Here is a 25,462-nt window from a genome sequence, read left to right on the forward strand (position 1 = left end):
TTCCGTCACGACGTATTGCATTCGCAAATCACCCCGGGAAGTGTGGGTTGTGACCTGAACGGCAACCACCTCCAAGGAGGTCAGGATCATGAACAAGAAAGCTACTGCCATCACCGCAACTGCTCTCTCCATCCCGCTACTGGTGGGCTGCGGCCAGGCCGATACCGAGGCCACCGCGAGCCCCGCAGCGGACAGCGCGGAAGGAACCACCAGCCCCGCGGCTCAGACCGCTCACGGTTCTGGCACTGAGGAGCCCGCACAGGGCACCGAATCTGCGACACCCGGCGCAGACCCGGCTTCAACCGCAACCGGTGAGCAATCCGACGGCGCAGAACAGCTGCCTGCAGTAGCCGATCCGTGCGCTGGCCAGTGCACTGAAACCGGACGCATCCCCGTGGAGCACCCCAAGTTCGGTGCCATGGAGGTCGTGACCTATCACGAGGTCACGAGCCCCGAGGGCGCTGCGCCCAGCACCGGTCTGGCTTCATACGCTCTGTACCAGAACGGTCAGCCCGTGGGTTACGTGGGATCGGAAGACAGCAGCCCCGTGGTGTCCTTCGGCACTTCCCCCTCCCTGGGTGGCCAGAAGTGGGAGCTCAACAACGGCTCCAACGTGGACAAGTACGGCAATGTGTACCTCTCCTATGACAAGGGTGTGACCGTGTTGACGCCCACCGATCAGGGCTACGACTCCAACGGCACCATGCCCCCGGGTGAGGGTGCAGTAAAGACCCCGTTCTCCAATGCTGATCTGAAAATCAGTGAGGACGGAGAACCCACTGTGATTCAGAAGACCCTGGAGGGCGAAGGCCGGGAGACCGGGGAAACCGTGAACTACGTCTGGGACGGCCAGGCTCTGGTTCCCGAACAGTAAATGTGCTGAGCGGCAGCTCGCTCCCCCGAATAAGACTGCGGCCCCACTTCACACGAAGCGGGGCCGCAGTCCTGATTTTGGCTGGGGAGCAGCCGTCAAAAATCAACTGCATGGACATTGGATAATGTGACAGCACCTTCACACTACAGAATGTGACGATACGTGCACAAATAATCATGTGGTGGTACGTTCACATCATGGGGAACCGAGCTATCACAACAGGACGCCAACTAGGCGCAGCAATCCACGACGCTCGCACCCGTGCCGGACTGACTCAGGCCTCGCTGGCAACAAGCGCCGGAGTCTCCCGCAAGTGGCTGATCGGCCTCGAACAAGGGGCACGGACGGGAGCCGAGCTAAGCAAAGTGCTCGCGGTCTTGCGAGCCCTAGATCTCTCCATCCAGCTAATCGAGCAGCCAGAGCAAGACGAGGCAGGACCACCACAAGCTAAGGCCTCCACCCCGGGCACCGTATCTGCGCAAAAGATCAGAGACTCAACCACATCTGAAGCTCGAAAAGCATTGAACATCATGCGTCAATATTCGGCGCCGTCACGCACCACACTCGACGTCGTGCGGCAAGCTGCCCAGGTTCGGCCTGAGCTCCTCGAAACCATGCGCCAAGCCGCCCAGCTCCCACCCGAGCTCCTCGAAACCATCCGCCAAGCGACCAAGATCACCGGCAACACACTCCCTGACGATCATCCGAAGCAGGATGATGCAGGATGAAAGAATTGCTTGTGCTGCTCCATGGAGAAGTAGTCGGTGTTCTGATTCAAAGCCCGCAAGGGAACCGAACGTTCCAATACCTCAAAGACTCGGACCCCGCCTTAGAGGTCTCCGTGGCATTGCCGTACCGCCTGGCCCCATACCCGAGACGGGCGACTGACGCGTTCATTGAGGGTCTTCTGCCAGAAGGAGAAGGCGTAAGGGAGGCTCTAGCCCACAATTTCGGTATCTCTTCTGGAAATCCGTTCGCGCTCCTGGAACACATTGGATTGGAGTGCGCAGGTGCTATCCAGTTTGCACGCCCAGATGAACTGGATTCAGCTCGGCAAAGTAAAGGTAACTTGATTCCGTGCACAGAACGCGAGGTTGGTGAGCGCCTACGCGCACTAATCTCTCAGCCCAAGGGGTCCTGGCTTGTTGACAGAGAACGCTGGTCGTTAGCAGGAGCACAATCGAAGTTTGCCTTGCGCTGGGACGACGGGTGGTTCGAAGCAACGGGGGCGGAGCCAACCACTCACATTTTTAAACCTGGCATTCATGATTTTCGAGACCAAGCGCTCAATGAGCATCTTTCGCTCCGAACACTCTCGAAAGTTGGGCTCACGGTTGCCAACTCAAGGTATATGCAATTCGACGGCACAAATGCCATTGTTGTGGAACGCTACGACCGGATGACAATCGATGGCAGAGTGCTTCGCATCCATCAAGAAGACTTCTGTCAGGCAACATCGACCCTACCGACCAAGAAATACGAAGCTCAACAGGGTCCAAGCGCACTGTCAATTGTCCGAACCCTACGCCGGGCGGGTGCAGAGGAAAGCGAGGTCCTGCGGTTCATCGAAGGGTTGATAGGGAACTATCTAATCGGTGCGCCAGATGCGCACGCAAAGAACTATTCGATAATTCTTGCACCGGATGTAGTGGCCCTTGCCCCGCTATACGACGTAGCCTCTGGCTTACCTTACGAGTACAAGAATGAAAACGGATTCCCCGATAAAAAGGACGGGCTACGAAACGCTGCCATGGCCATAGGCGGTGAGCGGCGGTTCGGACGAGTTGCACACAGACACTGGGCCAAATTCGCCGCAGAAGCCAAAGTTGATGGGCAATGGCTCCTGGCAACTGTGCGGGTGCTCGCAATGATGATTCCTGATGCTCTAGAAGAAGTCATCTCCGAAGAACGTCATGCGGTTACCGGCAGTCAACTGCCTGATCGACTACTTCCAACGGTCAAGTCTTTGTGTGAAACTACGATTACCCTTCTCGATCGCTAGTTCCACGACAGTACCCTGAGCCCAGACTCACCGCTCCACGAGGATCCCGTCCTCATCGGCCCACACCGTCTTGCCGGGGCGGAAGGTCACCCCACCGAAGTTCACGATCACATCCGTCTCACCGGAGTCATTGGGCTCTGATTTCCGCGGATTGGTCCCCAGCGCCTTGACGCCGATCTGCAGCGTGCCCAGTTCCACGCGGTCGCGCACGGGGGCGTTGACGATCACGCCGGCCCAGCCGTTCTCCATGGCGGTGCGGGCCACGTTGTCGCCCAGCAGCGCGCGGTTCATGGATCCCTGGCCGTCGATCACCAGCACAGCGCCCTCGCCCGGGGTGGCCACGAGCTTCTTGACCTCCACGTTCGACTCGAAGCAGCGCACGGTCCGGATGGGGCCGGTGAACCGGTGTACACCACCCACCGAGATCATCTGGGTGGTCACGGACTGCAGGTCCTCGCCGTGCTGGTCGTACAGGTCAGCGGTCGCAAAGCTCATGGGTCGCCTTTCGTCGGCAGAAATTACGTGAAACACGGGTCGCCGACGGCGCTCTACTCGCGGGTGCCAAGGTCACGAAAACGTGAGCTACGGCTTCGAGGCGCGTGAGCGGCGTCGTCGGCGGGATTGTTCTGGAGGCTACGTGAGCTCGCCGTCCGGATCAATGGTGGGCGCGGGCTGGTGACGCTGCAGGAAGCGGTAGACCTCGGTCTCGTCCACGCCCGGGAAGGCACCGGCGGGCATGGCCGCGAGCATGTGAGTCGCGGGCCGGGCGGATGGCCAGGACTGGCCGTCCCACGTGTCCGCGAGCGCGCCGGGCGGATCTTGGCAGCACGTGGGGTCGGGGCAGGTGGACTGCTTGCGCACGGTGGTGTCCCTGTTGCGGAACCACTTGACGTGCTCGTAGGGCACCCCGAAAGCAATGGAGAACTCGCCGTCCGTGGACCGCTCCACCCGCGCCGAACACCAGAAGGTTCCGGCGGGGGTGTCCGTGTACTGGAAGTGCGTCAACAGCCGGTTGGTCGCGGAGAACGCCTGACGCGCGGAGAAATACCGGCACGCCCGCTGGCCCTCCACGGCCCCGGTGTGGTCGGTGGGAAACAGGATGCCGTCATTGGACCAGGCCTTGTGGATGATCCCGGACGAATGCACCTTCTCGAAGTGCGTGGGGATCCCGAAATGATGGGTCATCAAGTTGGTCATGCGGTGTGCTGCGGTCTCGTGGGACACGGCGAAGGCGTCGCGCAGGTCATCCACGGACAGCTCCCGGCGGGCCTTGGACTCCGCAAGCATGCTCACGGCCGAGGTCTCAGGGATCATCAGCGCCGCCGCGAAATAATTGGTTTCCACCCGCTGTTCCAGGAACTCACCGTAGCTGGACGGCCGCGAATGCTCGAGCAGCAAATGCCCCACGGCTTGCAGCAACACCGACCACGTGGAACCAATACCGGAGCGGGCCGGGAGGTAGAAGCGTTTGTTCTGCAGGTCCGTGACGGAGCGCGTGGAGTGGGGCAGATCCGGAACCTGGTGGATCTCGAACCCCACGTGGGAGACCAGCGATGAGATGTGGTGCTCGGACAGTGGCCCACCGCCGTGGCCGATGGCCCCCAGCAGCTCCCCGGCCATCGTCTCGATGCGTTCGAAATAGTTGTCGAGTTTCTGCATCCTGGCCCGCAGATCCGTGTTGGCACGCCGGGCCTCCTCAGGGGTGGCCGCCTGCTCATCCAATCGGTGGGCGAGTTGCCGTTGCAGGGCCACGATCGCCTCGAGCGCCTCGGTGCTCAGGCCCGGCCCCACCCGCACGGACGGCAGCCCCAGCGACGAGTACATGGGTCCGCGCTGCACGCGCTCCACTTCGATCTCCAGCTCCATGCGCTTGGACGGCGCTTTGGCGCCGATGAGCTGCTCGACCGTGGTGTCCAGCGCCTTGGCGATCGCCGCGAGCGTGGAGAGTTTGGGTTCCCGTTTGCCGTTCTCGATCAAGGACAACGCCGACGCCGCCATGCCCACCTGATCGGCCAGCTGCCCGAGGGTCACACGGAGCCTTTTGCGGCGATAGCGGATCCGCCTGCCCACGGCGATGGGGTCGGCGGGATCGCCGTCGACGGCGGAACCGGCGGGCGGAACGGACGGTGCGCTGGCGCGGGCGCGGTGGCCCCGCGGCGTCGTCGAACGAGGTGCCATGGCACGAGCTTACGAAAAAGATGGCAGAACGGGAAGAACAGCATTTCTTCACCCAAACTTCTGGGTGCAGTCCGCTGAAAATCCACCAAAGTAGTAATCACAAGGCACAGAGCGGCGGAAGTTCAGCGAACAGCCGTCGTATCGCACGGACGAAGGAGACCGTTATGAACCCCATGAACACCAATCAGCGCACTGCCCAGGAAATTCAGCAGGACTGGGACGAGAATCCCCGCTGGCTGGGCATCACCCGTGATTACACGCCCGAGGAGGTCCTGCGTCTGCAGGGTTCCTTTCGAGAGGAGCACACCCTCGCCCGTCGCGGTGCAGACCGGCTCTGGCAGTTGCTCAACACGGAGGATTACATCAATGCTCTGGGCGCTCTGACCGGCAACCAGGCGGTTCAGCAGGTCAAGGCCGGCCTCAAGGCCATTTATCTTTCCGGCTGGCAGGTTGCCGGTGACGCGAACCTGGCCGGGCAGACCTACCCGGACCAGTCGCTCTACCCCGCCAATTCGGTGCCGCAGGTGGTGCAGCGCATCAACAACGCATTGCGCCGCGCGGATCAAATCGAGCATTCCGAGGGCATCAAGACGGTCGATGACTGGATGGCCCCGATCGTGGCGGACGCGGAGGCCGGTTTCGGCGGTCCGCTCAACGCATTTGAGTTGATGAAGTCCATGATCAATTCCGGCGCGGCGGGAGTGCACTGGGAGGATCAGCTGGCCTCCGAGAAGAAGTGCGGCCACCTGGGTGGCAAGGTCCTGGTTCCCACGCAGCAGCACGTGCGCACCCTGAATGCCGCCCGCCTGGCCGCGGATGTCGAGGACGTTCCCTCCCTGATCATCGCCCGCACCGATGCCGAGGCAGCCACCCTCATCACCTCCGACGTGGACGAGCAGGACGCCGAGTTCATCACCGGCGAGCGCACCTCCGAGGGCTTCTACAAGGTCCGCAACGGCCTGGAGCCCTGCGTGGCCCGCGCCAAGGCGTACGCACCGTATTCGGATTTGATCTGGATGGAGACCGGCACCCCGGACCTCGAGCTTGCCCGCACGTTCGCCGACGCCGTCCACGAGGACTTCCCGGACCAGATGCTTGCGTACAACTGCTCACCGTCCTTCAACTGGAAGAAGCACCTGGACGATGAGACCATCGCCAAGTTCCAGCGCGAGCTGTCCGCCATGGGCTACCGCTTCCAGTTCATCACCCTGGCCGGCTTCCACGCCCTCAACTACTCAATGTTCGATCTGGCCCACGGTTACGCCCGCAACCAGATGACCTCCTACGTGGAGTTGCAGGAGCGCGAGTTCGCCGCCGAGGAGCGCGGTTACACCGCCACCAAGCATCAGCGCGAGGTGGGCACGGGGTACTTCGACCTGGTGTCCCAGGCCGTGAACCCCAACTCCTCGACCACGGCATTGGCGGGTTCCACGGAGACCGCGCAGTTCTAAGCGGTTCCTGCAAAGTCATCTCGACGACGGTCAGGTTGCCCGGTGGATCATGACCCACCGGGCAACCTGCATGCGCAGTGTGATGTGAGGAAACTGCAGCAGTGAAATCTGGTGTGGAGAAAACGTTGATTCAGGGCCCCGGAACTGCATTTACCTCACCTGAGACTGCGCGGCTGCATTTGCCTCACATAGAAATCCCCAGCAACAACGCCGCCGCCGCACCTTCCGGTCGAAAGGTGCCGCGGCGTCGAAGTTGCAGAGCCCGTCAGGACTTCTTCTCGGTGTCCTTGAGGAAGTTGGTGATGCGGATGGTGCACAGTCGCTTGCCGGTGTCGATGTGGCTGATGACCACCTCGTGGGTGGTGGCCGAACGGCCCAGGTGGATGGCTGTGGCCACGCCGCGGATCATTCCGGAGCGTGCGGAGGCGTGGTGGGTCGCATTGATGTCCACACCCACGGCCACCTTGCCGAACGTGGACGCGTGAATCACCGCGGCCCACGAACCCAGTGCCTCACCCAGGGCCACGGATGCGCCACCGTGCAACAACCCCAGTGACTGCCGGTTACCCTCCACGGGCATGGTGGCCACCACTCGCTCGGCGGACTGTTCCTCGATCACCACGCCCATTTTCCGGTCCAGCTCGCCCAGTTGAATTGTCCACGGCTCGTAGGGCTGGCCGTCCGCGTCCTCGAAGGGGAGCTTTTCGCGGTTCTTCCGGTTCTGGTCCGCGCGGATGTCCGCCGGGGTGGGGTCCTCGTGCATGGTTCCTCCTTAGCGTGGCGTCCGACGCCGCCGCGGTACGTTGCGTCCGCCAGGTGCCCGAGCGGCGTCGTTGCCAGAAAATACGGTGGTGCGCTGTTGTGACCTAGGTTATCCTGGACTAAATACTGACCGATCGTTCGGCTTGAAGTGTTGAGAAGGGACCGGCGCGTGAGCACCCAAACCATGACCCAGGACATCGAAATTCTCCCCAGCTACGTGAGCGGCCAGTGGTGGCGACCGGAGAACCCGGAGCGCATTGCGGACGTGAACAACGCGGCCACCGGCGAGCCCGTGGCACGGGTGAGCACCGACGGCCTGGACACCGCGGCCGCCATTGAATACGGCCGTACCGTGGGCCAAGAGAACCTGGGCACGCTGCGCATCCACGACCGCGCGTTGATCCTCAAGCAGCTCGCGCAATACCTCACCGAGCACAAGGACGAGCTCTACGAGATCTCCTACGCCACGGGCTCCACCGCCAAGGATCACTTGATCGACATCGACGGGGGCATCGGCACCGTGTTCACGTTCTCGTCCAAGGGACGCCGTGAACTGCCGAACTCCAACGTGATCGTGGACGGCGCCGTGGAGCAGCTTTCGCGCGACGGTTCGTTCCTGGGCGAGCACATCTACACCCGCATCCCCGGTGTGGCCGTGCAGATCAACGCGTTCAACTTTCCCGTGTGGGGCATGCTCGAGAAGTTCGCCCCGGCGTTCATTGCCGGCGTGCCGACCATTGTGAAGCCGGCAACGCCCACCGGGTACGTGACCGAGGCGTGCGTGCGCCTGATGCTGGATTCCGGTCTACTGCCCGAAGGATCGCTGCAACTGATTTCCGGTTCCGCCCGTGACCTGCTCGACCACTTGGACGCCCGCGATCACGTGGCCTTCACCGGTTCCGCCGCGACCGCCAAGTCCCTGCGCTCGCACACCAACGTGCAGGACAAGGGTGTGCGTTTCACGGCGGAAACCGACTCCCTCAACGCCGCCATCATGGCCCCGGACGTGACCGCGGATTCGCCCGAGTTCGAGGCGTTCGTGAAGTCCGTGGTCCTGGAGATCACCGCCAAGGCCGGCCAGAAGTGCACCGCCGTGCGCCGCGTGATCGTCCCGCAGGACATCCGTTCGGAAGTCATCTCGGCCATTGAGGCTCGCGTAGCCGCACGCGCGACGGTGGGCGATCCGCGCTCCCCCGAAACCACCGTGGGTGCGCTGGCCTCCGCCGAGCAGCAGTCCGAGGTTGCCCGCTCCGTGCGCACCCTGATCGACTCCGGTGCGGTCGTGGAATTCGGCGGCCCGGAGGCACTGTCCTCGGTTCCCTCCGAGGGCGCGTTCTTCCCGGTGACCCTGTTGTCCTTCGACAACCCCCGCATCCCCGCAGTGCACGAGGTCGAGGCGTTCGGGCCCGTCACCTCCGTGATCAGCTACAACGGCACAGTGTCCGACGCCGTGGAGATCGCCGCCCTGGGCGGTGGCTCCCTGGTGGCCACGGTGTGCACCCACTCCCCCGAGCTGGCCGGCGAGTTTGCCGCGGGTATCGGTTCCCATCACGGCCGCGTGTTGTTCCTGGACCGCGACGACGCCAAGACCTCCACCGGTCACGGCTCGCCCGTACCGCACCTGGTGCATGGCGGGCCCGGCCGCGCCGGCGGTGGTGAAGAACTGGGTGGTATCCGCGCGGTGAAGCACTACATGCAGCGCACCGCCATCCAGGGCTCCCCGAATCTACTCACCGGCATCACCGGCCAGTGGCACTGGGGCGCGAGCGCCAACACCGTGACCCGCGAGAGCGTGGAAAACGGCACGGGTGAGCACCCCTTCCGGAAGTCGCTGGAGACCCTGCGCATCGGCGATCAGTTCGTGTCCGAGCTGCGCACCATCAAGCTGGACGACATTCTGGAGTTCGCGCACAAGACCGGCGACACCTTCTACGCGCACACGGACGAGGAGGCCGCCATGGCCAACCCGTTCTTCCCCCGCCGCGTAGCTCACGGCTACCTGCTGGTCTCCTGGGCCGCCGGGCTGTTCGTTGAGCCCGCCCCGGGACCCGTGCTGGCCAACTACGGCCTGGAGAACCTGCGCTTCATCACCCCGGTCACCTACGACGACGCGATCCGCGTGACCCTGACCGCCAAGAAGATCACCCCGCGCGTGACCGATGAGTACGGCGAGGTCGCCTGGGATGCCCGACTGACCAACCAGAATGACGAGATCGTGGCCACCTACGACGTGCTGACCCTGGTCTCCAAGACCTGGCCGATGGCGGAGGATGCTGAGTAGGCCGCGCTCTCGGGCGCCATGAGTACCGCGGTGGCGGGACTCGTAGACGTGGGCCAGCCATATCCGAACCCTTGTCCGACCCTAAGAAGTCCGCGGACAGCCCCAACAGTCGTGCAGACAACCCGGGATCGGCCAACTGATGTTTCGGAGCTTGCTGAACACGGGTCAGAAGGTTGCGGTTATGGGTTCATACCGGGAACGCGATCAGGATCCCCAGTTGTTTCAGCAGGTTTGGACTACTTCTAGCAGCATTTCTACGCTACCTCTGGCAGGTCTTCGGGCCCATCTCCAACTGTCGGCTCACATGGCCCGAAGGCCGGCGAAGACCATCTTGACCGCAGTGTCCGAGAGCTGATTGACGGTTCCGGAGCGCTCGGGCTGGTACCAGTCCACGATGGAGTTCACCATGCCCAGCATCAAACGGGGCGCGGATTTATTGGAGATGTCGGTGCGCAGATCGCCCTCGTCCTGGGCCACGCGCACCAGGTTCTCCACCGTGCGCGTCAATTGCCGACGCCGCTCGAGCGCCTTCAGTTCGACCGGTGAGTTCCCGCGCAGTCGCAACAACAACGTCACGTAGGGCATTTGCTCCACGAGCACCCGCACGGAGCCCTGGATAATCAGCTCGAGCTTGTTCACGGCGCGGGAATCAGTGGCCTGAACACTGTCGAACACCGCTTCCAGGGAGTCGAGCGCGCGATTGAGCGCCTGCTCCAGGATTTCTTCCTTGGACGCCACGTGGTGGTAGATCGCGGACTTGGAAATACCCAGGTGGGTGGACAGCGTGCCCATGGACGTGGCGTCATAACCATGGCGGTTGAACACCTCCACGCACACGGCCAGCAAAGTCTCCCGGTCGTAGCCTGGACGACCGCGACGAGGTGCCGGGGCGGCGTCGTCGTGTGCAAGTGAGCGTGGCTGTGCTGGCATGAACCCGGACTCTACTTTCAGTTGCTGAGCAATCACAACAGGCTACCGCGAGCCGAACGCGCCGAGCACCGGAGGAAATCCCCCGGCGCTCGGCGTCGTGGCCGATCAGCCCCTACTTGTCGCGGTGATCGTAGATGCGGCGCAGCTTGCCGGAGGACCGCTCCAACGAGCCGGGCTCCACCACGTTGATCGAAGCCGAGGAACCGATCTTGGTCTTGATCTCGTGGACGAGCTTCTTGCCGCCCTCCTGAGCCTCTTCGAGCGTGGCCTCCTCGCGGCGCTCGATGTGGATGGTCATCTGGTCCATCCGCTTGGGCCGGGTGATCTCCAACGTGAAGTGCGGGGAGAGGGTCGGGACCTGCAGCGCGAGTTCCTCGATCTGGGACGGGAACAGGTTCACGCCGCGCAAGATGATCATGTCGTCCGAACGGCCCGTGATGCGGCCCATGCGGCGGTGACCCGGGCGCACCGAACCCGGCAGCAAGCGTGTCAGGTCGTGGGTGCGGTAACGGATGATCGGCAGCGCCTGCTTGGTCAGTGACGTGAAGATCAGCTCACCGGGCTCACCGGTGTCCAGCACGCGATCATCGAACGGGTCGATGATCTCCGGGCGGAAGTGGTCCTCCCAGATGTGGGAACCGTCCTTGGTTTCCACGGACTCTCCGGCCACACCGGGGCCCATGACCTCGGACAGGCCGTAGATGTCGCACGCGGTGATGTCGAAGGTCCTCTCGATCTCGTGGCGCATTTCCTCGGTCCACGGCTCGGCACCGAGCACGGCGTGCTTGAGGGAGGTCTCGCGCGGATCGATCCCGTGCTTACGGAAGCCGTCGGCAATGGTCAGCAGGTAGGTGGGGGTGGACAGGATGATTTCCGGCTGGAAATCCTGAATCAGCTGCACCTGCTTGTCGGTCTGACCGCCGGACATCGGGATCACGGCGCACCCGAGGCGCTCGGCACCGTAGTGGGCACCCAGGCCACCGGTGAACAGGCCGTAGCCGTACACGTTGTGGACCTTGTCGCCGGGCTTCACGCCGGACATGCGGAAACAACGGGCCACCAGGGTTCCCCAGGTCTCCAGATCGTCCTCGGTGTAGGCCACCACGGTGGGCTGGCCGGTGGTTCCGGAGGACGCATGGATGCGGCGGATCTCGGACATGGGCGTGGCGAAGGACTTGAACGGGTAGGACTTTCGCAAGAACTCCTTGTCCGTGTACGGGAACTTGGCCAGGTCTTCCAGTTCCTTGAACTCATCGGGGTGCACGCCGTGCTCGTCGAAGAGTTCCTTGTACGCGGGAACGTTCTCGTAGGCGTAGTGCAGGGTCCAGTTGAGACGCTCGGTCTGCAGCGCCTCGATCTGGTCCCGGCTCATGGTCTCTTCGGGATCCGGCTGCGAGGGATCCGCAGACTTGGTGGGCTTGTACGGATTGGGAACGGAGCAGGTGGTCATGACCTTCAAGCTTTCTGACGGTTGGGCACGGTGCGGCTGCGGCCGCGGAATTGGGCGACCACGGAGCCGCCTTCGGCTGTGACGCACAGGTCGTAGAGGCCGCTGCGACCGGTGGTGGCGATCTCACGACCCTCGGCGGTCAGGGTCTGACCGACTCGAGCTGAACTGATGAAGTTGATGTCCACACCCTGCGCCACCGTGATGGTGCTGCCATCCCCGGTGGGATCGTTGCAGGCCATGGCGAAGCACGAATCAGCCAGGCTGAAGATCATGCCTCCGTGGACGATGCCAAAACCATTGAGCATCTCTTCCCGCACGGTCATGCTGATCACAGCGTGACCGGGATCTGCACGGTGAACCGTGATCCCCAGCCACTCCGACGTCTTGTCTCCACGCAGAATCGGATGGTCCGGCATGTTGTCTCCCTCACATTATATGACCGAATGGTCAGTAGGGAATCGCAGAATGCGATGTTCTGTCAAGTGCATCATAAATTTTCGCATTGTGTGTTGACGCCCACACCGTACGGTTATATCCTGAACGAGCGGTCAGTTATTATCGAAGCGGAGTCCGCGGCAGCTCGCTCCGCCCCAACTCATCCGTGAACTGAGGGACACCATGACTGAACAAACCACTTCCACCGAGAACTCCGTGGACCAGCAGCACTTCGACACGCTCATTGCGGACGATTCCCGCATCGAGCCCCGCGACTGGATGCCCGAGGCCTACCGCAAGACCCTGACCCGTCAGGTTTCTCAGCACGCGCACTCGGAAATCATTGGCATGCAGCCTGAGGCCAACTGGATCACCCGCGCGCCCAGCCTCAAGCGCAAGGCCATCCTGATGGCCAAGGTCCAGGACGAGGCCGGCCACGGCCTGTACCTGTACTCCGCCGCCGAGACCCTGGGCACTCCCCGCGAGGTCCTCAACCAGCAGTTGCTGTCCGGCAAGGCCAAGTACTCCTCGATCTTCAACTACCCGGCGCGCACCTGGGCCGACATGGGCGCGATCGGCTGGCTGGTCGACGGCGCAGCCATCTGCAACCAGGTTCCCCTGTGCCGTGCATCCTACGGACCCTACGGCCGCGCCATGGTCCGCATCTGCAAGGAAGAGTCCTTCCACCAGCGCCAGGGCTGGGAGATCCTGTACGAACTCTCCCACGGCTCCGAGGAACAAAAGCAGATGGCCCAGGACGCGGTGAACCGCACCTACGGCCCCGCCCTACAGATGTTCGGCCCGCCGGATGCCGATTCCCCCAACTCCCAGCAGTCCATGGAGTGGAACATCAAGCGTTTCTCCAACGACGAGCTGCGCCAGCGTTTCGTGGACATGATCGTTCCGCAGGCCGAGGCCCTGGGCCTGACCCTGCCGGATGCGGATCTGAAGTGGAACGAGGAGCGCGGTCATTACGACTACGGCCAGTTGGACTGGGACGAGTTCATGTCCGTGATCAAGGGTTCCGGTCCGTGCAACGTGCAGCGCATGCAGCGCCGTCGTAAGGCCCACCATGACGGCGCCTGGGTACGTGAGGCCGCCGAGGCCTATGCCAAGCGTCAGATGCAGGCCGCTGCCCAAGCAGCAGAGTCCGCCACCGACAGCCCAGAAGTCAGCATTGTTGCGGGCCGCGCGTCCGCCGAACTCATCGGAGCCTGAACATGAGCGAAAACACCACCGGTAACTGGCCCCTGTGGGAGGTCTTCGTGCGGTCCTCGCGCGGTCTGTCCCACGTGCACGCAGGTTCCTTGCACGCCCCGGATGCCACCATGGCCGTGCGCAATGCACGCGACCTGTACACCCGCCGCAATGAGGGCACCAGCGTGTGGGTCGTCCCGGCGGACGCCATTACGTCCTCCGATCCGGACTCCAAGGGCGGCTATTTCGAGTCCGCTCAGGGCAAGAGCTACCGCCACGCCACCTACTACACCAAGAGTGAGGGAGTGAAGCACCTGTGAGCGCCTTCGCATCTCAGGATTCCGCGACCAAGCAGTCCGCCGGTAACGCGATCACCGCCGAGGACATCGCGGGCTCCGGCGGCCGGGCGTCCGAGCCGGTCGCCCAGTACGCGCTGCGTCTCGGTGACGATTCCCTGATGCTGGCTCAGCGTCTGGGCTGGTGGATCTCCCGCGCTCCCGAGCTCGAGGAAGACATTGCCCTGGGCAACATTGCCCTGGACATGGTGGGCCACGCCCGCTTCCTGCTGACCTATGCGGGTTCCGCGTGGGGCAAGTCCGAGGACGACCTCGCGTACTTCCGTGACGAGGAAGATTTCCGCTCAGTGCGCCTGGTCGAGCAGGAAAACGGTGATTTCGGGCAGACCATCGCCCGTCAGCTGTTGTTCTCCTTCTACCAGTACGAGCTCTACTCGGCGCTGCAATCCTCCCAGGACCAGACCCTGGCCGCCATTGCGGACAAGGCCGTCAAGGAGGTCGAGTACCACCAGGACCACGCGGCACAGTGGATTCTGCGCCTGGGCATGGGCACCGAGGAGTCCAAGCGCCGCATCCAGGAGGGTCTCTACTACATGTGGCCGTACCTGGATGAGCTGTTCGCGGACGAGCCGCTGCATGACGAGCTCGAGGGCATTGCGGTCCGCCCGTCCACGCTGCGTGAGAACACCATGAAGCGCATCGAGGCGCTGCTGGCCGAAGCCGAGCTCGAGGTTCCCAAGCTCACGCAGGCTCGGTTGTCCGACTCCCCGCGCGACGGCAAGTACTCGGAGTACCGCGGTTACATCCTGGCCGAGATGCAGTCGCTTGCGCGCAAGCATCCCGGGGCCAAGTGGTGATGTAGATGATCTCTCGCGTTTCTTCCGATTCCGTACTTCGTCACGACGCCGCGCCCCGCGAGTTGCCGCTGGGCCCGTCCCAGCGCCCCTCCAATGAGGAGGACGCCAAGCTGTGGGATATTGCGGCGACCGTGTGCGATCCCGAGATCCCCGTGCTCACGCTCGAGGATCTGGGTGTGCTGCGTGATGCGTACGCGGGCCAGGACGAGACCGTTGTGGTGATCACCCCCACCTACTCCGGCTGCCCCGCCATGGACACCATGGCCGCTGATCTGGAGACCGTGGTCCAGGCCGCCGGCTACCGCAACGTGCGCGTTGTGCAGGTGCTGCGCCCGGCGTGGACCACGGACTGGATGAGCGAGGACGGCCAGGCCAAGCTCACGGAATACGGCATTGCCCCGCCCACCGGTCGCACGAGCGCCGGGCACAATTCGGGACCGGTCCGCTTGGCCCTGTCCGTCAAATGTCCTCGCTGCAGTTCGCTGAGCACGCGGGAGCTGACCCGTTTCGGGTCCACTTCGTGCAAGTCCCTCTGGGTCTGCAACGACTGCAAGGAACCCTTCGACTACTTCAAGGTGCACTGACATGAGCGAAACCATCGAGGCCACCGGCACCGAAACCGGCGAGGCCCAGCCCGTCGCCAAGCGCCGGGGCAAGTTCAACACCCTTGAGGTCTCCGAGGTGCGTAAGCTCACCTCCGATTCCGTGGAGGTCACGTTCGCGGTGCCCGAGGACCTCGTGGCCGACTACAACTACCTCCCGGGTCAGTACGTGGCCGTGCGCGCCCAGATCAACGGTTACGAGGTGCGCCGTTCCTACTCGATCTGCGCGGACCCCAAGCCGGGTGAGATCCGTGTGGCCATCAAGAAGGACATGGGCGGCGTGTTCTCCACGTGGGCCAATGAGCAGCTCAAGGCCGGCGACGTCCTGGACGTGATGAACCCGCAGGGTGCCTTCACCTCCAGGGTGAACATCACCTCCATGAACAACCCGGAGGAAGTGGCGCGCCAGGAGGTGGCCAAGAACAAGAACGTTCACCTGGTGGCCTTTGCCGCCGGTTCCGGCATCACCCCCATCATGTCGATTGCCCGCGCGATCCTGCGCGCCTCGGACACGGCGTCCATGGACCTGGTTTACGCCAACCGTTCCTCGATGGACGTGATGTTCGCCGAGGAGCTGGGTGACCTCAAGGACAAGTACCCCTCCCGCGTGGCCATTCACCACGTGCTTTCGCGTGAGCAGCGAATTTCCCCGCTGATGTCCGGTCGTATCGACCAGGACAAGCTGGAGGAGCTGTTGGATCACGTGATCCAGGTGAACTCCGCGGACGAGTGGTTCCTGTGCGGCCCGTTCGAGCTGGTCCAGATGTGCCGCGACACCCTCAGTGAACGCGGTGTGGACGAGTCCAAGGTGCGCTTCGAGCTGTTCACCACGGGCAAGCCTGCCGCGCCGCAGGGCCAGCAGGGCCGCGTGGTCAAGGTCGACCCCAAGGGCGAGAACTACAAGATCACTTTCAACCTGGACGGCGCCAGCGGCGAGGTGGACTCCCCGATGTCCGCCCGAGAGACCGTCCTCAACGCCGCGCTGCGCGTGCGCCCGGACGTTCCCTTCGCGTGCGCCGGTGGTGTGTGTGGCACGTGCCGCGCCAGGGTGACCGGCGGCGAGTTCGAGATGGAGGAGAACTTCGCGCTCGAGAAGGACGAGGTGGACGCCGGTTACGTGCTGACCTGCCAGACCCGCCCCACCTCCAAGGAACTGAGCGTCGACTTCGACGCCTGAGTTCATTCGCTTGACGACGACGCCGCGCCGGGACCAGTGCAACCCGCGCGGCGTCGTCGTCGTATGTGCCCGCTCGCCACGGTCGAGATCGGGTCTAGGAACCGAACCGCATGGAGAACCCCATGATTGACCTGACCATCGAAGACAACGTTGCCCACGTGGTGCTCAACGCCCCCAAGAAGCTGAACTCGCTGGACGAGGCCGCGCTGGACGAGCTGGCGCAGGCGTACACGGAAGCCGAGCGGGCCGGGGTGCGTGCGCTGGTGCTGCGCGGTGAGGGCCGTGCGTTCTGCGCGGGACGCGACATCTCCCGGGTGGACCCGGCCACCGATGACACGGACGCGTACCTGAGCGGCAAGGTGCAGCCGCTGCTGCAGCAGATGTCCACCTTCCCGGCACCCACGTTCGCCGCCGTGCAGGGTGCATGCCTGGGTGTGGGGCTGGGTCTGGCCATTGCCACGGACGTGGTCTACGTGGCCGAGGACGCGACCATCGGATCGCCGTTCGCCAACCTCGGAGCCACACTCGATTCGGGCGGGCACGCGCTGTTCACCGAACGCCTCGGGGCCCACCGCACCCTGGATCTGATTTACACGGCCGAAATGATGAAGGGCGCGGAAGCGGTCGCAGCGGGCCTGTTCTCACGGGCCGTCCCTGCCGAGGACCTGCTGGCCTTCACCATGCAGCGCGTGTCCCAGGCGGCCGCGGGCGCAACCCAGGCGTACGTGGCGTCCAAGAAGCTCGTGGCGCAGGTGCGCGATGCCAAGGTGGGCCTGTGGGATTCCATGGCCGCGGAGAACAAGGCGCAGGCCGCACTGTGCTCCACCGAGGACTACGCGGAAGGATTCGCCGCATTCCAGGAGAAGCGCAAGCCGGAGTTCACCGGCAAGGGCTGAGGCGGCGTCCGCCCCTGGTGGTTCGTGGGAGGGATATGGTCACTTATGCTTTGTTCATGTCCGACCAGTCGAGCAGTGAAACCAAACGCCGGGCCTCCGGGCGCACCGATCAGCCTCTTGAGGACGAGTTGGTGCAGGAATTCCAGAACACGGTGCAAGAGGGCACCGACCGATTGCACCGCACGTGGCGGGCGTTGATCGTCACGGGTTTGTTCGGCGGCATAGACGTGGGCCTGGGCATTCTGGCCATGATGGCCGTCATGGAGGCCACCGGCTCCAAGCTCCTGGCGGGCATTGCGTTCGGCATCGGGTTGCTGGCCCTGAGACTTGCCCACTCGGAGTTGTTCACCGAAGATTTCCTGCTGCCCATCAATGCCGTGGTGGCGGGTCACGGCTCATGGTTGTTGCTGGTGCGGCTGTGGGTCGTGACTCTGCTGACCAATCTGGCCGGTGGCTGGGCATTCATGTGGGTCGTGGTGGCCGCGTTCCCGGACATGACAGATTCCCTGCTCAAGGTGTCCACGGGCTACGTGGAAAACGGCCTGACGTTCGAGACCGTGTGTCTGGCCTTGCTGGCCGGTTCCACCATCACGCTCATGACGCGCATGCAGCAGGGCTCGGGTGACGACGTCATGACGGCGATCATCTCGCTCATCGGCGGCCTCCTGGTGGTGGGTATGGGCATGCTTCACGGGGCGTTGAACTCCATTGTCATGTTCGGTGCCATGCACGCCGGCTGGGACTACTCCTACACGGACTGGCTCGTGTGGTTCGCGTGGGTGATCCCGTTGAACATGGTGGGCGGGCTGGTGATCATCACCCTGCCCCGATTGATCCGCACGTGGGAGCTGCTCATGGCCGAGCGCCGTGGGGAACGCATCTCCGAGGCCACCGTTGCGGATGAAGAAGAGGAGCAGGACAACTAACGAGCGGCGCCATGTGAGGCGGTGAGCGGCGGCTATTCACGGGCCGACCCTTTCTGCCCTCCGGGAACAGGTCGAGGGCTCTGTAGTGCGCATCACCGCGGTTCAGTAGCGTGGCTCCATGACCTCTTCCGTGTTTGATCTGCAAGCATTCGACCGCTCCGTGCGCCCCCAGGACGACTTGTTCCGCTTTGTGAACGGGACCTGGCTGGCCAACACCACCATCCCCGATGACAAGGCCACCACGGGCGCCTTCATTGAGCTGCGCGATCAGGCCGAGGAGGCCGTGCGGACCATCATCACGCAGGCCAAGCCGGACACGGAGGACGACGCCGCGGGGCAAAGTTCCGAGCAGAAGATCGCCTTGCTCTACGCCTCCTTCATGGACACCGAACGCATCGAAGCACTCGGAACGCAGCCGCTGCGCGAGGACCTGGACGCGGTCGAGGCCGTGGATACCGCGGAGTCCCTCTCGCGCTGGTTCGGGACATCCTTGCGCCGTGGCATCGGCGGGGCCCTGGACATCGATCTCGACTCCGATCCCGGCGATCCGCAACGCAACCTGGTGTTCGTGGGGCAGTCCGGACTGGGCCTGCCGGACGAGGAGTACTACCGCGAGGACCAGTACCGGGAGATCCGCGAGAAGTACGTGGCTCACGTGGAGAAGATGCTCTCGCTCGCGGGCTTCGAGGACGCCGCCGAGCAGGCTCAGGCCGTGCTGGACCTCGAGACGCGCATCGCCTCCCACCACTGGGACAAGGTCACCGTGCGTGACCTGACCAAGATGTACAACCCCATGACCTTCACGGAGCTGGCCGGGCAGGTCTCACGCCTGGACTGGTACTCCGTGCTGCTGGGTGTGGGACTCACCGAGGATCAGTTGGCCACCGTGGTCAACGCCCAGCCCAGCTTCTTCACCGGCCTGGACGGGCTGATCACGGACGAGCTGCTGCCCGCCTGGAAGTCCTGGGCCCGGTGGCACGTGGTCTCCGCGCGGGCGTCATACCTGCCGGAAGCGTTCGTGAACGAGAACTTCGCGTTTTACGGGACCGTGCTCTCCGGAACCCCGCAGCTCAAGGACCGTTGGAAGCGCGGCGTGGCCCTGGTCAACGGCGCGCTGGGCGAGGCCGTGGGCGAGCTGTACGTGCAGGAGCACTTCCCGCCCGTGGCCAAGGCGCGCATGGACGAGCTGGTGGCCAACCTGCTGGGCGCGTACCGCGATTCCATTGAGACCCTCGACTGGATGACCGAGGACACCCGTGCGGAGGCGCTCAAGAAGCTCTCCGGGTTCACGCCCAAGATCGGCTACCCGGAGAAGTGGAAGGACTACTCGGCGCTGTCCATGGACGGGCAGGACCTGGTGGGCAACGTAGTGCGCACCTCGCAGTTCGCGGTGGATGAGATCGCGCGCAAGGCCGGCCAGCCCGTGGAGAAGCACGAGTGGCTGATGACCCCGCAGACCGTCAACGCGTACTACCACCCGCTGCGCAACGAGATCGTGTTCCCGGCAGCAATTCTGCAGCCCCCGTTCTTCAGCCAGGACGCTGACGATGCCGTCAATTACGGGGGAATCGGTGCAGTGATCGGTCACGAGATCGGCCACGGTTTCGATGACAAGGGCTCCACCTGCGACGGTGAGGGCAAGCTGCGCAATTGGTGGACCGACGCCGATCGTGAGGCCTTCGAGTCCCGCACCGCGCGCCTCGTGGACCAGTACGCGGCGCTGTCCCCGGCGCAGTTCGAGGGCTCCGAGAACGCGCCTAAGCTCAACGGCGAACTGACCCTGGGTGAGAACATCGGAGACCTGGGCGGACTGTCCATTGCGTACAAGGCCTGGCGTGCCGCTCAGGCCAAGAAGGACGACCCGGACACCGAGCCCGTTGACGGGTTCACCCCCGCACAGCGGCTGTTCGTGTCCTGGGCCTACGTGTGGCAGGAGAAATCCCGCGATGAAGCCCTGAAGACGCGCATCGCCACGGACCCGCACTCCCCCGCGGAATTCCGCGCGGCCCAGACCCCGCGCAATGTGGCTGCCTTCTACGAGGCTTTCGACGTGCGGGAGTCCGACCGGATGTGGCTTCCGCAGGAGGAGCGCGTGGCGATCTGGTGACGAGCTGACACGCGGACGGGATCACCCCGGTGAGGGGGTGGTCCCGTCAAAGGCTGGAACGGGTCACTGAATCGAGTTCGTTCATCATCAGGCCGAAGAACGCGAAGACTGCAATCAGCCACAGGACGCCGAGGATCAGCAGGGCGACACCCACCCAGCCGAGAACCTTGCCGGCCGTGGCGCGACCGCCCAGCTTCTCGGACTTGTAGGCCTGCCACAGGGCGAACGGGGCGAGGACGGGAAGCATCACCACACCAATGATGCCCAGCACCAGAGACGTCTCCGCGCTCTTGGCCGCCTGGACCTGTTGCTGCGCGTCCTGGGGACTGGCAGGCACGTACTCCCAGCGGCCGGGAGGTTGGCCGTACGGGGAGACCTGGTTGGCGGGCACGGTGGGGTTCCGCCCCGGGGCTCCGCCGTGCGGCACGTACTCTTGTGAGGAGTCACGGTACTGCGTGGGATCATTGCTCGAAGAATGTGTGGAGCTCAAGGTGCGCCTCCGCGAGGTCGTAACGTGCAGTTGATCTCATTCTTTCGCATAGACCGCGGACACCCGCGGATTCCGAACGATCTACCGCACCGCGACAGTGTGTGTCACCCGAGAAGCCGCCTTAGTACCCCGGTGACTGATCCCAGCGCACCCCGTGAAAGGAGACCCGGTGAGTTCCGCAGAAGACCCCGGCGAGCGCCGTCGTGATTCGCTCAGCAAACGCGTCCTGAAGGGCGGCAGCGAGCCGGACCCCCGTTTCACCCTGGCCAACGAACGCACGTTCCTCGCGTGGATCCGCACCTCCCTGGCATTCCTGGCCGGCGGCATTGCCATCGAGGCGTTCACCGGTGACCTCTTCGACCTGCCCATTCGGAAATTCCTGGCCACGGTGCTGTTGCTCCTCGGCATGCTGCTGAGCGCTGGCGCGACCATCCGCTGGCTCAGGGTGGAGCGCTCCATGCGGCACAGAGCGCCCCTACCGTTGCCGATCATTGCGCCGCTGGTCGCCGTGGGCGGGGCCATCGCCTCCGGCGTGCTCGTGGTTGTCATCCTGACCCGCTAAGCCATGACACGTACTGCAGAACGCTTCCACGAGGACCCGGGGTTACAGCCCGAACGCACGGTGTTGTCCTGGGGACGCACCATGCTGGCCCTGTGTACCGCGGCTGCTATTTTCCTGAGGTGGCTGCCCACGCACGGCCCATTCGTGCTGACTCTGTTCGGCGTGGCCACTTGTACCGCCATTGGCATTTACAGTACTCAGCGCTCGCGATACCGTCGCGGCTCCGCGGGAATCAGCAACGAACACGTGACCCCGGACGCGGTGGCCGTGGTGGTGACGTCCACCGCGGTGCTGGCCCTGGGTGTCCTGGGACTGATCACCGTGGTGGTGTTCTAGACCAGGTCACCACTGCGATCCACGATCTGCGGATTCCGGGAGAGGTCGGCCTGGGCCGGAGCAATCGCGTGGGACTTGGTCGCGAACTTGTGCCCGAACCAGAACGCCAAGAACAACGGCAGTCCGATGTACGACGTGAGCAAGGACAGCGGCGTCACGGTGTTGTTGATGAACGCCTCGTAGCTCTGGCCCACAATCACCAACAAGCACATGGCCAGCGCAATGATCGGCCCCGCGGGGAAGAACTTGGCGCGGAACGGCAACTCCTTGACCGAGCGGCCCTGCGCCTTGAAGGCCTTGCGGAACTTGTAGTGGGTCCAGGCGATGCCGGCCCACACAATGAACCCCGCCAGCGCGGAGGCGTTGATCAGCCAGCTGTACACGGCGCCGTCGCCGAACCAGGTGGTGCCGAAGGCCAACAACCCGAAACCGGAGGTGGTCAGCAGCGCCCGCATGGGGATGCCCCGCCTGTTGAGCTTGCGCAGGAACTTGGGAGCCTTACCGTCCATGGCCAGCGACCACAACATACGCGTGGAGGCATACAAACCGGAGTTACCGGCGGACAGGATCGCCGTGAGGATCACCGCGTTCATGATCGAGGAAGCAAAGGCCACACCGGCGTTCTCCAGCACCAGAGTGAAGGGTGAGATCGCGATGTCCTCGATGTCCGCGGCGAGCAGGTTCGGGTGCGTGTAGGGCAGCAGGAATCCGATCACGGTGATGGCACCCACGTAGAACAGCAGAATACGGAGGAACACGGTGCGGATAGCCTTGGGAACCGTGCGCTCCGGGTCCTTGGCCTCACCGGCGGCCACGCCGACCAGTTCGGTGCCCTGGAACGAGAAACCCGCCACCATGAAGATGGCCAGAATGGTGATGGGCCCGCCGACGAACGGCGCCTCACCCGTGGTCCAGTTGTCGAAACCGGACGGTTCGCCGCCCATGATCCCCGAAATCATCAAAACGCCCAGTCCCAGGAACACGACCACCGCGGCCACCTTGATGGCGGCCAACCAGAACTCACCCTCACCGTAGGCGCGCGTGGACAACGCATTCAGTCCGAAAACAGTGAGCAGGAACAACGCGGACCAGATCCAGGACGGAACGTCCGGGAACCAGTAGCGCATCACCAGGGCTGCGGCCACGAGTTCCGCAGCCAGGGTGATCGCCCAGTTGAACCAGTAGTTCCATCCGATGGCAAAACCGAAGGACGGCGAGACGTAATTCGCGGCGTGATCACCGAACGAACCGGACGTGGGCCGCCACGCAGACATCTCTCCCAGGGACTGCATCAACAGGTACACCATTAAGCCGATCGCGACGTAAGCGACCAAAGCGCCACCGGGCCCAGCGGTGGCGATCGAGTTACCGGAGGCCACGAACAGACCCGTACCGATCGCGCCTCCCATGGCGATCATGGTCATATGTCGGGTTTCCAAGCTGCGGCGCAACCCCTGGCCCTCGGTGCCAGCGCTCTCAGCCGGAGCGTTTTCCTTGTACACGGACGTGCCTCTCTATTGGCGCTACACGTTCCGGGGGTGGCTCCACAGGGGGGCGGGAGCTGAACGAGAATGACAATTGGCGATCTTACCGGACCCGATCCATTTATAGGTGACCCCGACCTCGACGCAACGACGCCGCCCCGGGGCTTGGAGCGACGTCGTTACGTCGTGTCCAGCCCCCGGTAGACCTAGGCGTCTTTGGAGTCCATGGTGCCGGCCAGGAGTGTCTCGCCGCCGTGGGTGGGGTCGCCGTCAAAATGCTCGTGAGAGACATCGACCACGGGGAACTCATCGAGGTCGAGGCCTTCCGGCACGTCCACCGTGGTGGACCGCGAGGTCACGGCACCCAGGGACACCAACCGTGTTGCCCCCTCATCCCGCAGCCACACTTCCAAGTACCCGTCGTCGGCCAGCTCGGAGACGTCCACGTGAAGTTTCAGGCTCCCGTCCTGATCCCGTTCCATCACGGCGTCCCCCTGGATCGCGGTTTGGCCCACGGGTTCCAAGTGGGCACTCCCCACGGCCACCAGGCTCGACGTGGGACCCTGATCCGGGGCGTCACGGAGGTTGCTGGTCGCCGTCACGGCAGCGCCACCCAACAACGTTCCAACCGCCAAGCCGGCCAGGGCCGCTCCCCAAGTAGCTTTGCGGTGACGCGCCACGTGCCTGGCGCCTTCCCGGGGCACCGATGCCTGGTCGGTGGTTGATTCCCGAACCGAATCTTCGACCCTGCCCCACAGCGAAGCGGGCGGTGCGAGAATCTGCACGGGCTCGGACAACAGTCCCGTCAATCGCCTCAGATCCGCCACGCCGGCCCGGCATGACGCGCATCCCGCCAGGTGCTCCGTGCCCGGGGTGTCGGTGGTGGAACCTTCCACGGCAATTTCTGCCAGTTGCTGGTCCGTGAGGTGCTGTGAGCTGTCAGCCATCATGCACCTCCCACAGACGTCGCAACGCGGCCAGGCCCCGATAAATGTGTGATTTGACCGTTCCCACGGGAATCCCGAGCTTCTCGGAAACGTCCCGCTGGGACATGTCCTGGATATACACCATGGCCAGTATTTGGTCCTGGGGCGGTCCTAACTGGGTGAGCGAGTGATGCACCATGACACGTTGAACGACCTCATCCGACAACCCGCTCCTGGGCGCCGGTGTATTCGTCCCCGTCGCCTCCACCACTTTATTCTGCTTGTCCTTTGCCGCGTAGAAGTCGGCAACGACCCTGCGTGTGATTCCCGTGAGCCACGCTCCCATTGCATGTTCCGGGTCATACGTGGCCCGGGACTTCCACGCCCTGGTGAACACCTGCTGCGTGCAATCTTCCGCGTCGTGATAGTTACCCAGGGCCTTGAGGCACAGGGAGAAGATCAGCTTCGAGTGGGCATCGTAAACGAACCGCAAGGACTCGGGTGCGCCTGCGACGAAGAGACGCGCTACATGCTGGTGATCCAGTGCTCTCTCCCTCACGTCAAAGGTTCGGCAATGACAATCACATTATCGGAATACGTGTTCCGCTCAGGTACCCACTCGCCACCGCAGGTCACCAAGACCAGACGGGGCGTGGCGTCCCGGGAAAAATAGGGCTCCAGGTTCAACTCGTTCTTGTTCACATGTTCCACCGACAGGACTCGGTAGGTGTAGTCGTGACCGGCACTGTCCTCCACCCTGATCTCATCGCCTGTGCGCGAACCTGCTATCGCGTTCAAGGGCCCCACCGGAGTGTCCGGTGAACTGTTGTGCGCCGCAATGACAGTATGACCAACCGCATCCGCGGGAGCTTTTCCGTATCGATACCACCCCGCGGTCGCCGCGTCACCGGGGATCTCCATTTGGCCGTCCTCGGTCACCCCCGTGGGAATGACTGGCATGTCAATCCCCAGGGTCGGGTAATCCAGTCTGATCGGGGGCACCTCCGGAACGGCCCCGGGCGTAGCAGTCACGACCGGCACCTGCTCCGGACGGGGAACGACCACCCGGGATTGCGCGCTTGCGGCCGCCCCGGTGCGGGGGCTCTCGTCCACGCCGAGCACCGCAACCCCATGATTGATCGGCTCTTGGACAGCGGCCCCTCCCCAGCAGAACAAGAAGAAGAAAAGACCGGTCAGTGGCAGGACCAGGAACAGGCGTTGCCCGGTCCTGCCAAACCGAAAG

At 63.8% G+C, this 25,462-nt stretch carries 26 protein-coding genes; 15 read left to right on the plus strand and 11 right to left on the minus strand.

Features of this window, described 5'->3' with window-relative positions:
- Nucleotides 1–88 precede the first annotated feature (88 nt).
- The 3 genes from ABEA06_RS12875 (at nt 89) to ABEA06_RS12885 (ending at nt 2,876) form a co-directional block, all read left to right on the plus strand.
- Nucleotides 89–874, plus strand: coding sequence for a hypothetical protein (locus ABEA06_RS12875; protein WP_095796188.1), 786 nt, complete (start codon nt 89–91; stop codon nt 872–874).
- Between the two features lie 152 nt (nt 875–1,026).
- Nucleotides 1,027–1,602: a helix-turn-helix domain-containing protein gene (locus ABEA06_RS12880; RefSeq protein ID WP_345311734.1), complete on the plus strand. Its 576-nt coding sequence runs from the start codon at nt 1,027–1,029 to the stop codon at nt 1,600–1,602.
- Nucleotides 1,599–2,876 carry a type II toxin-antitoxin system HipA family toxin gene (locus tag ABEA06_RS12885; RefSeq protein ID WP_345311735.1) on the plus strand — a complete coding sequence of 426 codons (1,278 nt, stop codon included), beginning with the start codon at nt 1,599–1,601 and terminating at the stop codon, nt 2,874–2,876. The genes ABEA06_RS12880 and ABEA06_RS12885 overlap by 4 nt, the downstream gene beginning before the upstream one ends.
- A gap of 27 nt (nt 2,877–2,903) precedes the next feature.
- Here the strand turns inward: ABEA06_RS12885 and rraA are convergent, their stop codons facing one another.
- Both rraA and ABEA06_RS12895 read right to left on the minus strand, forming a co-directional pair.
- Nucleotides 2,904–3,371 carry a ribonuclease E activity regulator RraA gene (gene rraA, locus ABEA06_RS12890; protein WP_345311736.1) on the minus strand — a complete coding sequence of 156 codons (468 nt, stop codon included), beginning with the start codon at nt 3,369–3,371 and terminating at the stop codon, nt 2,904–2,906.
- A 138-nt stretch (nt 3,372–3,509) separates the two neighbouring features.
- On the minus strand, nt 3,510–5,054 hold the full coding sequence (locus ABEA06_RS12895; protein ID WP_345311737.1) for a helix-turn-helix domain-containing protein: 1,545 nt from the start codon (nt 5,052–5,054) through the stop codon (nt 3,510–3,512).
- A gap of 164 nt (nt 5,055–5,218) precedes the next feature.
- Here ABEA06_RS12895 and aceA point away from each other — a divergent pair, with 164 nt between their 5' ends.
- Nucleotides 5,219–6,505 (plus strand): isocitrate lyase, encoded by a 1,287-nt coding sequence (gene aceA / locus ABEA06_RS12900; protein ID WP_345311738.1) that lies wholly within the window; start codon nt 5,219–5,221, stop codon nt 6,503–6,505.
- A gap of 265 nt (nt 6,506–6,770) precedes the next feature.
- Here aceA and ABEA06_RS12905 read toward each other — a convergent pair whose 3' ends face one another.
- The gene (locus ABEA06_RS12905; RefSeq protein WP_345311739.1) at nt 6,771–7,268 is read right to left on the minus strand and encodes a hotdog fold thioesterase; all 498 of its coding nucleotides are present in this window, start codon (nt 7,266–7,268) and stop codon (nt 6,771–6,773) included.
- A 183-nt stretch (nt 7,269–7,451) separates the two neighbouring features.
- On the opposite strand from ABEA06_RS12905, the gene paaZ reads away from it, so the two are divergent.
- The gene (gene paaZ / locus ABEA06_RS12910; protein ID WP_345311820.1) at nt 7,452–9,548 is read left to right on the plus strand and encodes a phenylacetic acid degradation bifunctional protein PaaZ; all 2,097 of its coding nucleotides are present in this window, start codon (nt 7,452–7,454) and stop codon (nt 9,546–9,548) included.
- A gap of 300 nt (nt 9,549–9,848) precedes the next feature.
- Here the strand turns inward: paaZ and ABEA06_RS12915 are convergent, their stop codons facing one another.
- The 3 genes from ABEA06_RS12915 to paaI form a co-directional block, all read right to left on the minus strand.
- The gene (locus ABEA06_RS12915) at nt 9,849–10,478 is read right to left on the minus strand and encodes a TetR/AcrR family transcriptional regulator (protein WP_345311740.1); all 630 of its coding nucleotides are present in this window, start codon (nt 10,476–10,478) and stop codon (nt 9,849–9,851) included.
- A 112-nt stretch (nt 10,479–10,590) separates the two neighbouring features.
- On the minus strand, nt 10,591–11,928 hold the full coding sequence (locus ABEA06_RS12920) for a phenylacetate--CoA ligase family protein (protein ID WP_345311741.1): 1,338 nt from the start codon (nt 11,926–11,928) through the stop codon (nt 10,591–10,593).
- A gap of 5 nt (nt 11,929–11,933) precedes the next feature.
- On the minus strand, nt 11,934–12,344 hold the full coding sequence (gene paaI / locus ABEA06_RS12925; protein WP_345311742.1) for a hydroxyphenylacetyl-CoA thioesterase PaaI: 411 nt from the start codon (nt 12,342–12,344) through the stop codon (nt 11,934–11,936).
- A 202-nt stretch (nt 12,345–12,546) separates the two neighbouring features.
- Between paaI and paaA the strand changes: the two genes are divergently transcribed.
- The 8 genes from paaA (at nt 12,547) to ABEA06_RS12965 (ending at nt 20,421) form a co-directional block, all read left to right on the plus strand.
- Nucleotides 12,547–13,581 (plus strand): 1,2-phenylacetyl-CoA epoxidase subunit PaaA, encoded by a 1,035-nt coding sequence (gene paaA / locus ABEA06_RS12930; RefSeq protein ID WP_345311743.1) that lies wholly within the window; start codon nt 12,547–12,549, stop codon nt 13,579–13,581.
- A gap of 2 nt (nt 13,582–13,583) precedes the next feature.
- Nucleotides 13,584–13,880 (plus strand): 1,2-phenylacetyl-CoA epoxidase subunit PaaB, encoded by a 297-nt coding sequence (gene paaB, locus ABEA06_RS12935; protein ID WP_016995969.1) that lies wholly within the window; start codon nt 13,584–13,586, stop codon nt 13,878–13,880.
- Nucleotides 13,877–14,713 carry a 1,2-phenylacetyl-CoA epoxidase subunit PaaC gene (gene paaC, locus ABEA06_RS12940; protein WP_345311744.1) on the plus strand — a complete coding sequence of 279 codons (837 nt, stop codon included), beginning with the start codon at nt 13,877–13,879 and terminating at the stop codon, nt 14,711–14,713. The genes paaB and paaC overlap by 4 nt, the downstream gene beginning before the upstream one ends.
- 5 nt (nt 14,714–14,718) lie before the next feature.
- Complete coding sequence (gene paaD / locus ABEA06_RS12945) at nt 14,719–15,297, plus strand: 1,2-phenylacetyl-CoA epoxidase subunit PaaD (RefSeq protein WP_345311745.1); 579 nt, start codon at nt 14,719–14,721, stop codon at nt 15,295–15,297.
- Nucleotide 15,298: 1 nt separating this feature from the next.
- Complete coding sequence (gene paaE / locus ABEA06_RS12950; protein ID WP_345311746.1) at nt 15,299–16,492, plus strand: 1,2-phenylacetyl-CoA epoxidase subunit PaaE; 1,194 nt, start codon at nt 15,299–15,301, stop codon at nt 16,490–16,492.
- A gap of 122 nt (nt 16,493–16,614) precedes the next feature.
- Nucleotides 16,615–17,388 carry an enoyl-CoA hydratase/isomerase family protein gene (locus tag ABEA06_RS12955; protein ID WP_345311747.1) on the plus strand — a complete coding sequence of 258 codons (774 nt, stop codon included), beginning with the start codon at nt 16,615–16,617 and terminating at the stop codon, nt 17,386–17,388.
- Between the two features lie 56 nt (nt 17,389–17,444).
- The gene (locus ABEA06_RS12960) at nt 17,445–18,314 is read left to right on the plus strand and encodes a formate/nitrite transporter family protein (protein ID WP_345311748.1); all 870 of its coding nucleotides are present in this window, start codon (nt 17,445–17,447) and stop codon (nt 18,312–18,314) included.
- A gap of 118 nt (nt 18,315–18,432) precedes the next feature.
- A complete protein-coding gene (locus ABEA06_RS12965) occupies nt 18,433–20,421 on the plus strand; it encodes a M13 family metallopeptidase (protein ID WP_345311749.1) in 1,989 nt (662 codons plus the stop codon).
- A 46-nt stretch (nt 20,422–20,467) separates the two neighbouring features.
- On the opposite strand, the gene ABEA06_RS12970 is transcribed toward ABEA06_RS12965, so the two are convergent.
- On the minus strand, nt 20,468–20,911 hold the full coding sequence (locus ABEA06_RS12970) for a DUF4190 domain-containing protein (RefSeq protein ID WP_303383460.1): 444 nt from the start codon (nt 20,909–20,911) through the stop codon (nt 20,468–20,470).
- A 169-nt stretch (nt 20,912–21,080) separates the two neighbouring features.
- Between ABEA06_RS12970 and ABEA06_RS12975 the strand changes: the two genes are divergently transcribed.
- Nucleotides 21,081–21,473 carry a YidH family protein gene (locus ABEA06_RS12975; RefSeq protein ID WP_303383461.1) on the plus strand — a complete coding sequence of 131 codons (393 nt, stop codon included), beginning with the start codon at nt 21,081–21,083 and terminating at the stop codon, nt 21,471–21,473.
- Nucleotides 21,474–21,476: 3 nt separating this feature from the next.
- Nucleotides 21,477–21,809 (plus strand): DUF202 domain-containing protein, encoded by a 333-nt coding sequence (locus ABEA06_RS12980; RefSeq protein ID WP_312396300.1) that lies wholly within the window; start codon nt 21,477–21,479, stop codon nt 21,807–21,809.
- Here the strand turns inward: ABEA06_RS12980 and ABEA06_RS12985 are convergent.
- From ABEA06_RS12985 to ABEA06_RS13000, 4 genes are all read right to left on the minus strand, one after another.
- Nucleotides 21,806–23,233, minus strand: coding sequence for an amino acid permease (locus ABEA06_RS12985; RefSeq protein WP_345311821.1), 1,428 nt, complete (start codon nt 23,231–23,233; stop codon nt 21,806–21,808). The two genes, ABEA06_RS12980 and ABEA06_RS12985, sit on opposite strands and share 4 nt — an antisense overlap.
- A gap of 266 nt (nt 23,234–23,499) precedes the next feature.
- A complete protein-coding gene (locus ABEA06_RS12990; protein WP_303383587.1) occupies nt 23,500–24,240 on the minus strand; it encodes an anti-sigma factor in 741 nt (246 codons plus the stop codon).
- Nucleotides 24,233–24,778, minus strand: a complete 546-nt coding sequence (locus ABEA06_RS12995) for an RNA polymerase sigma factor (protein WP_312396297.1) — start codon at nt 24,776–24,778, stop codon at nt 24,233–24,235. Before ABEA06_RS12995 ends, ABEA06_RS12990 begins: the two co-directional genes overlap by 8 nt.
- Nucleotides 24,775–25,251: a class F sortase gene (locus tag ABEA06_RS13000; protein WP_345311750.1), complete on the minus strand. Its 477-nt coding sequence runs from the start codon at nt 25,249–25,251 to the stop codon at nt 24,775–24,777. The genes ABEA06_RS12995 and ABEA06_RS13000 overlap by 4 nt, the downstream gene beginning before the upstream one ends.
- Nucleotides 25,252–25,462: the final 211 nt, after the last annotated feature.

The sequence above is a fragment of the Kocuria gwangalliensis genome, assembly GCF_039544365.1.
Classification (GTDB): domain Bacteria; phylum Actinomycetota; class Actinomycetes; order Actinomycetales; family Micrococcaceae; genus Kocuria; species Kocuria gwangalliensis.

What these genes read in the sequence shown, in the direction of transcription:
- ABEA06_RS12875 (WP_095796188.1), top strand. Translation starts at nt 89, where the DNA reads ATGAACAAGAAAGCTACTGCCATCACCGCAACTGCTCTCTCCATCCCG.
- ABEA06_RS12885 (WP_345311735.1), top strand. Translation starts at nt 1,599, where the DNA reads ATGAAAGAATTGCTTGTGCTGCTCCATGGAGAAGTAGTCGGTGTTCTG.
- rraA (WP_345311736.1), bottom strand. Translation starts at nt 3,371, where the DNA reads ATGAGCTTTGCGACCGCTGACCTGTACGACCAGCACGGCGAGGACCTG.
- ABEA06_RS12895 (WP_345311737.1), bottom strand. Translation starts at nt 5,054, where the DNA reads ATGGCACCTCGTTCGACGACGCCGCGGGGCCACCGCGCCCGCGCCAGC.
- aceA (WP_345311738.1), top strand. Translation starts at nt 5,219, where the DNA reads ATGAACCCCATGAACACCAATCAGCGCACTGCCCAGGAAATTCAGCAG.
- ABEA06_RS12905 (WP_345311739.1), bottom strand. Translation starts at nt 7,268, where the DNA reads ATGCACGAGGACCCCACCCCGGCGGACATCCGCGCGGACCAGAACCGG.
- paaZ (WP_345311820.1), top strand. Translation starts at nt 7,452, where the DNA reads ATGACCCAGGACATCGAAATTCTCCCCAGCTACGTGAGCGGCCAGTGG.
- ABEA06_RS12915 (WP_345311740.1), bottom strand. Translation starts at nt 10,478, where the DNA reads ATGCCAGCACAGCCACGCTCACTTGCACACGACGACGCCGCCCCGGCA.
- ABEA06_RS12920 (WP_345311741.1), bottom strand. Translation starts at nt 11,928, where the DNA reads ATGACCACCTGCTCCGTTCCCAATCCGTACAAGCCCACCAAGTCTGCG.
- paaI (WP_345311742.1), bottom strand. Translation starts at nt 12,344, where the DNA reads ATGCCGGACCATCCGATTCTGCGTGGAGACAAGACGTCGGAGTGGCTG.
- paaA (WP_345311743.1), top strand. Translation starts at nt 12,547, where the DNA reads ATGACTGAACAAACCACTTCCACCGAGAACTCCGTGGACCAGCAGCAC.
- paaB (WP_016995969.1), top strand. Translation starts at nt 13,584, where the DNA reads ATGAGCGAAAACACCACCGGTAACTGGCCCCTGTGGGAGGTCTTCGTG.
- paaD (WP_345311745.1), top strand. Translation starts at nt 14,719, where the DNA reads ATGATCTCTCGCGTTTCTTCCGATTCCGTACTTCGTCACGACGCCGCG.
- paaE (WP_345311746.1), top strand. Translation starts at nt 15,299, where the DNA reads ATGAGCGAAACCATCGAGGCCACCGGCACCGAAACCGGCGAGGCCCAG.
- ABEA06_RS12955 (WP_345311747.1), top strand. Translation starts at nt 16,615, where the DNA reads ATGATTGACCTGACCATCGAAGACAACGTTGCCCACGTGGTGCTCAAC.
- ABEA06_RS12960 (WP_345311748.1), top strand. Translation starts at nt 17,445, where the DNA reads ATGTCCGACCAGTCGAGCAGTGAAACCAAACGCCGGGCCTCCGGGCGC.
- ABEA06_RS12965 (WP_345311749.1), top strand. Translation starts at nt 18,433, where the DNA reads ATGACCTCTTCCGTGTTTGATCTGCAAGCATTCGACCGCTCCGTGCGC.
- ABEA06_RS12980 (WP_312396300.1), top strand. Translation starts at nt 21,477, where the DNA reads ATGACACGTACTGCAGAACGCTTCCACGAGGACCCGGGGTTACAGCCC.
- ABEA06_RS12985 (WP_345311821.1), bottom strand. Translation starts at nt 23,233, where the DNA reads ATGACCATGATCGCCATGGGAGGCGCGATCGGTACGGGTCTGTTCGTG.
- ABEA06_RS12990 (WP_303383587.1), bottom strand. Translation starts at nt 24,240, where the DNA reads ATGGCTGACAGCTCACAGCACCTCACGGACCAGCAACTGGCAGAAATT.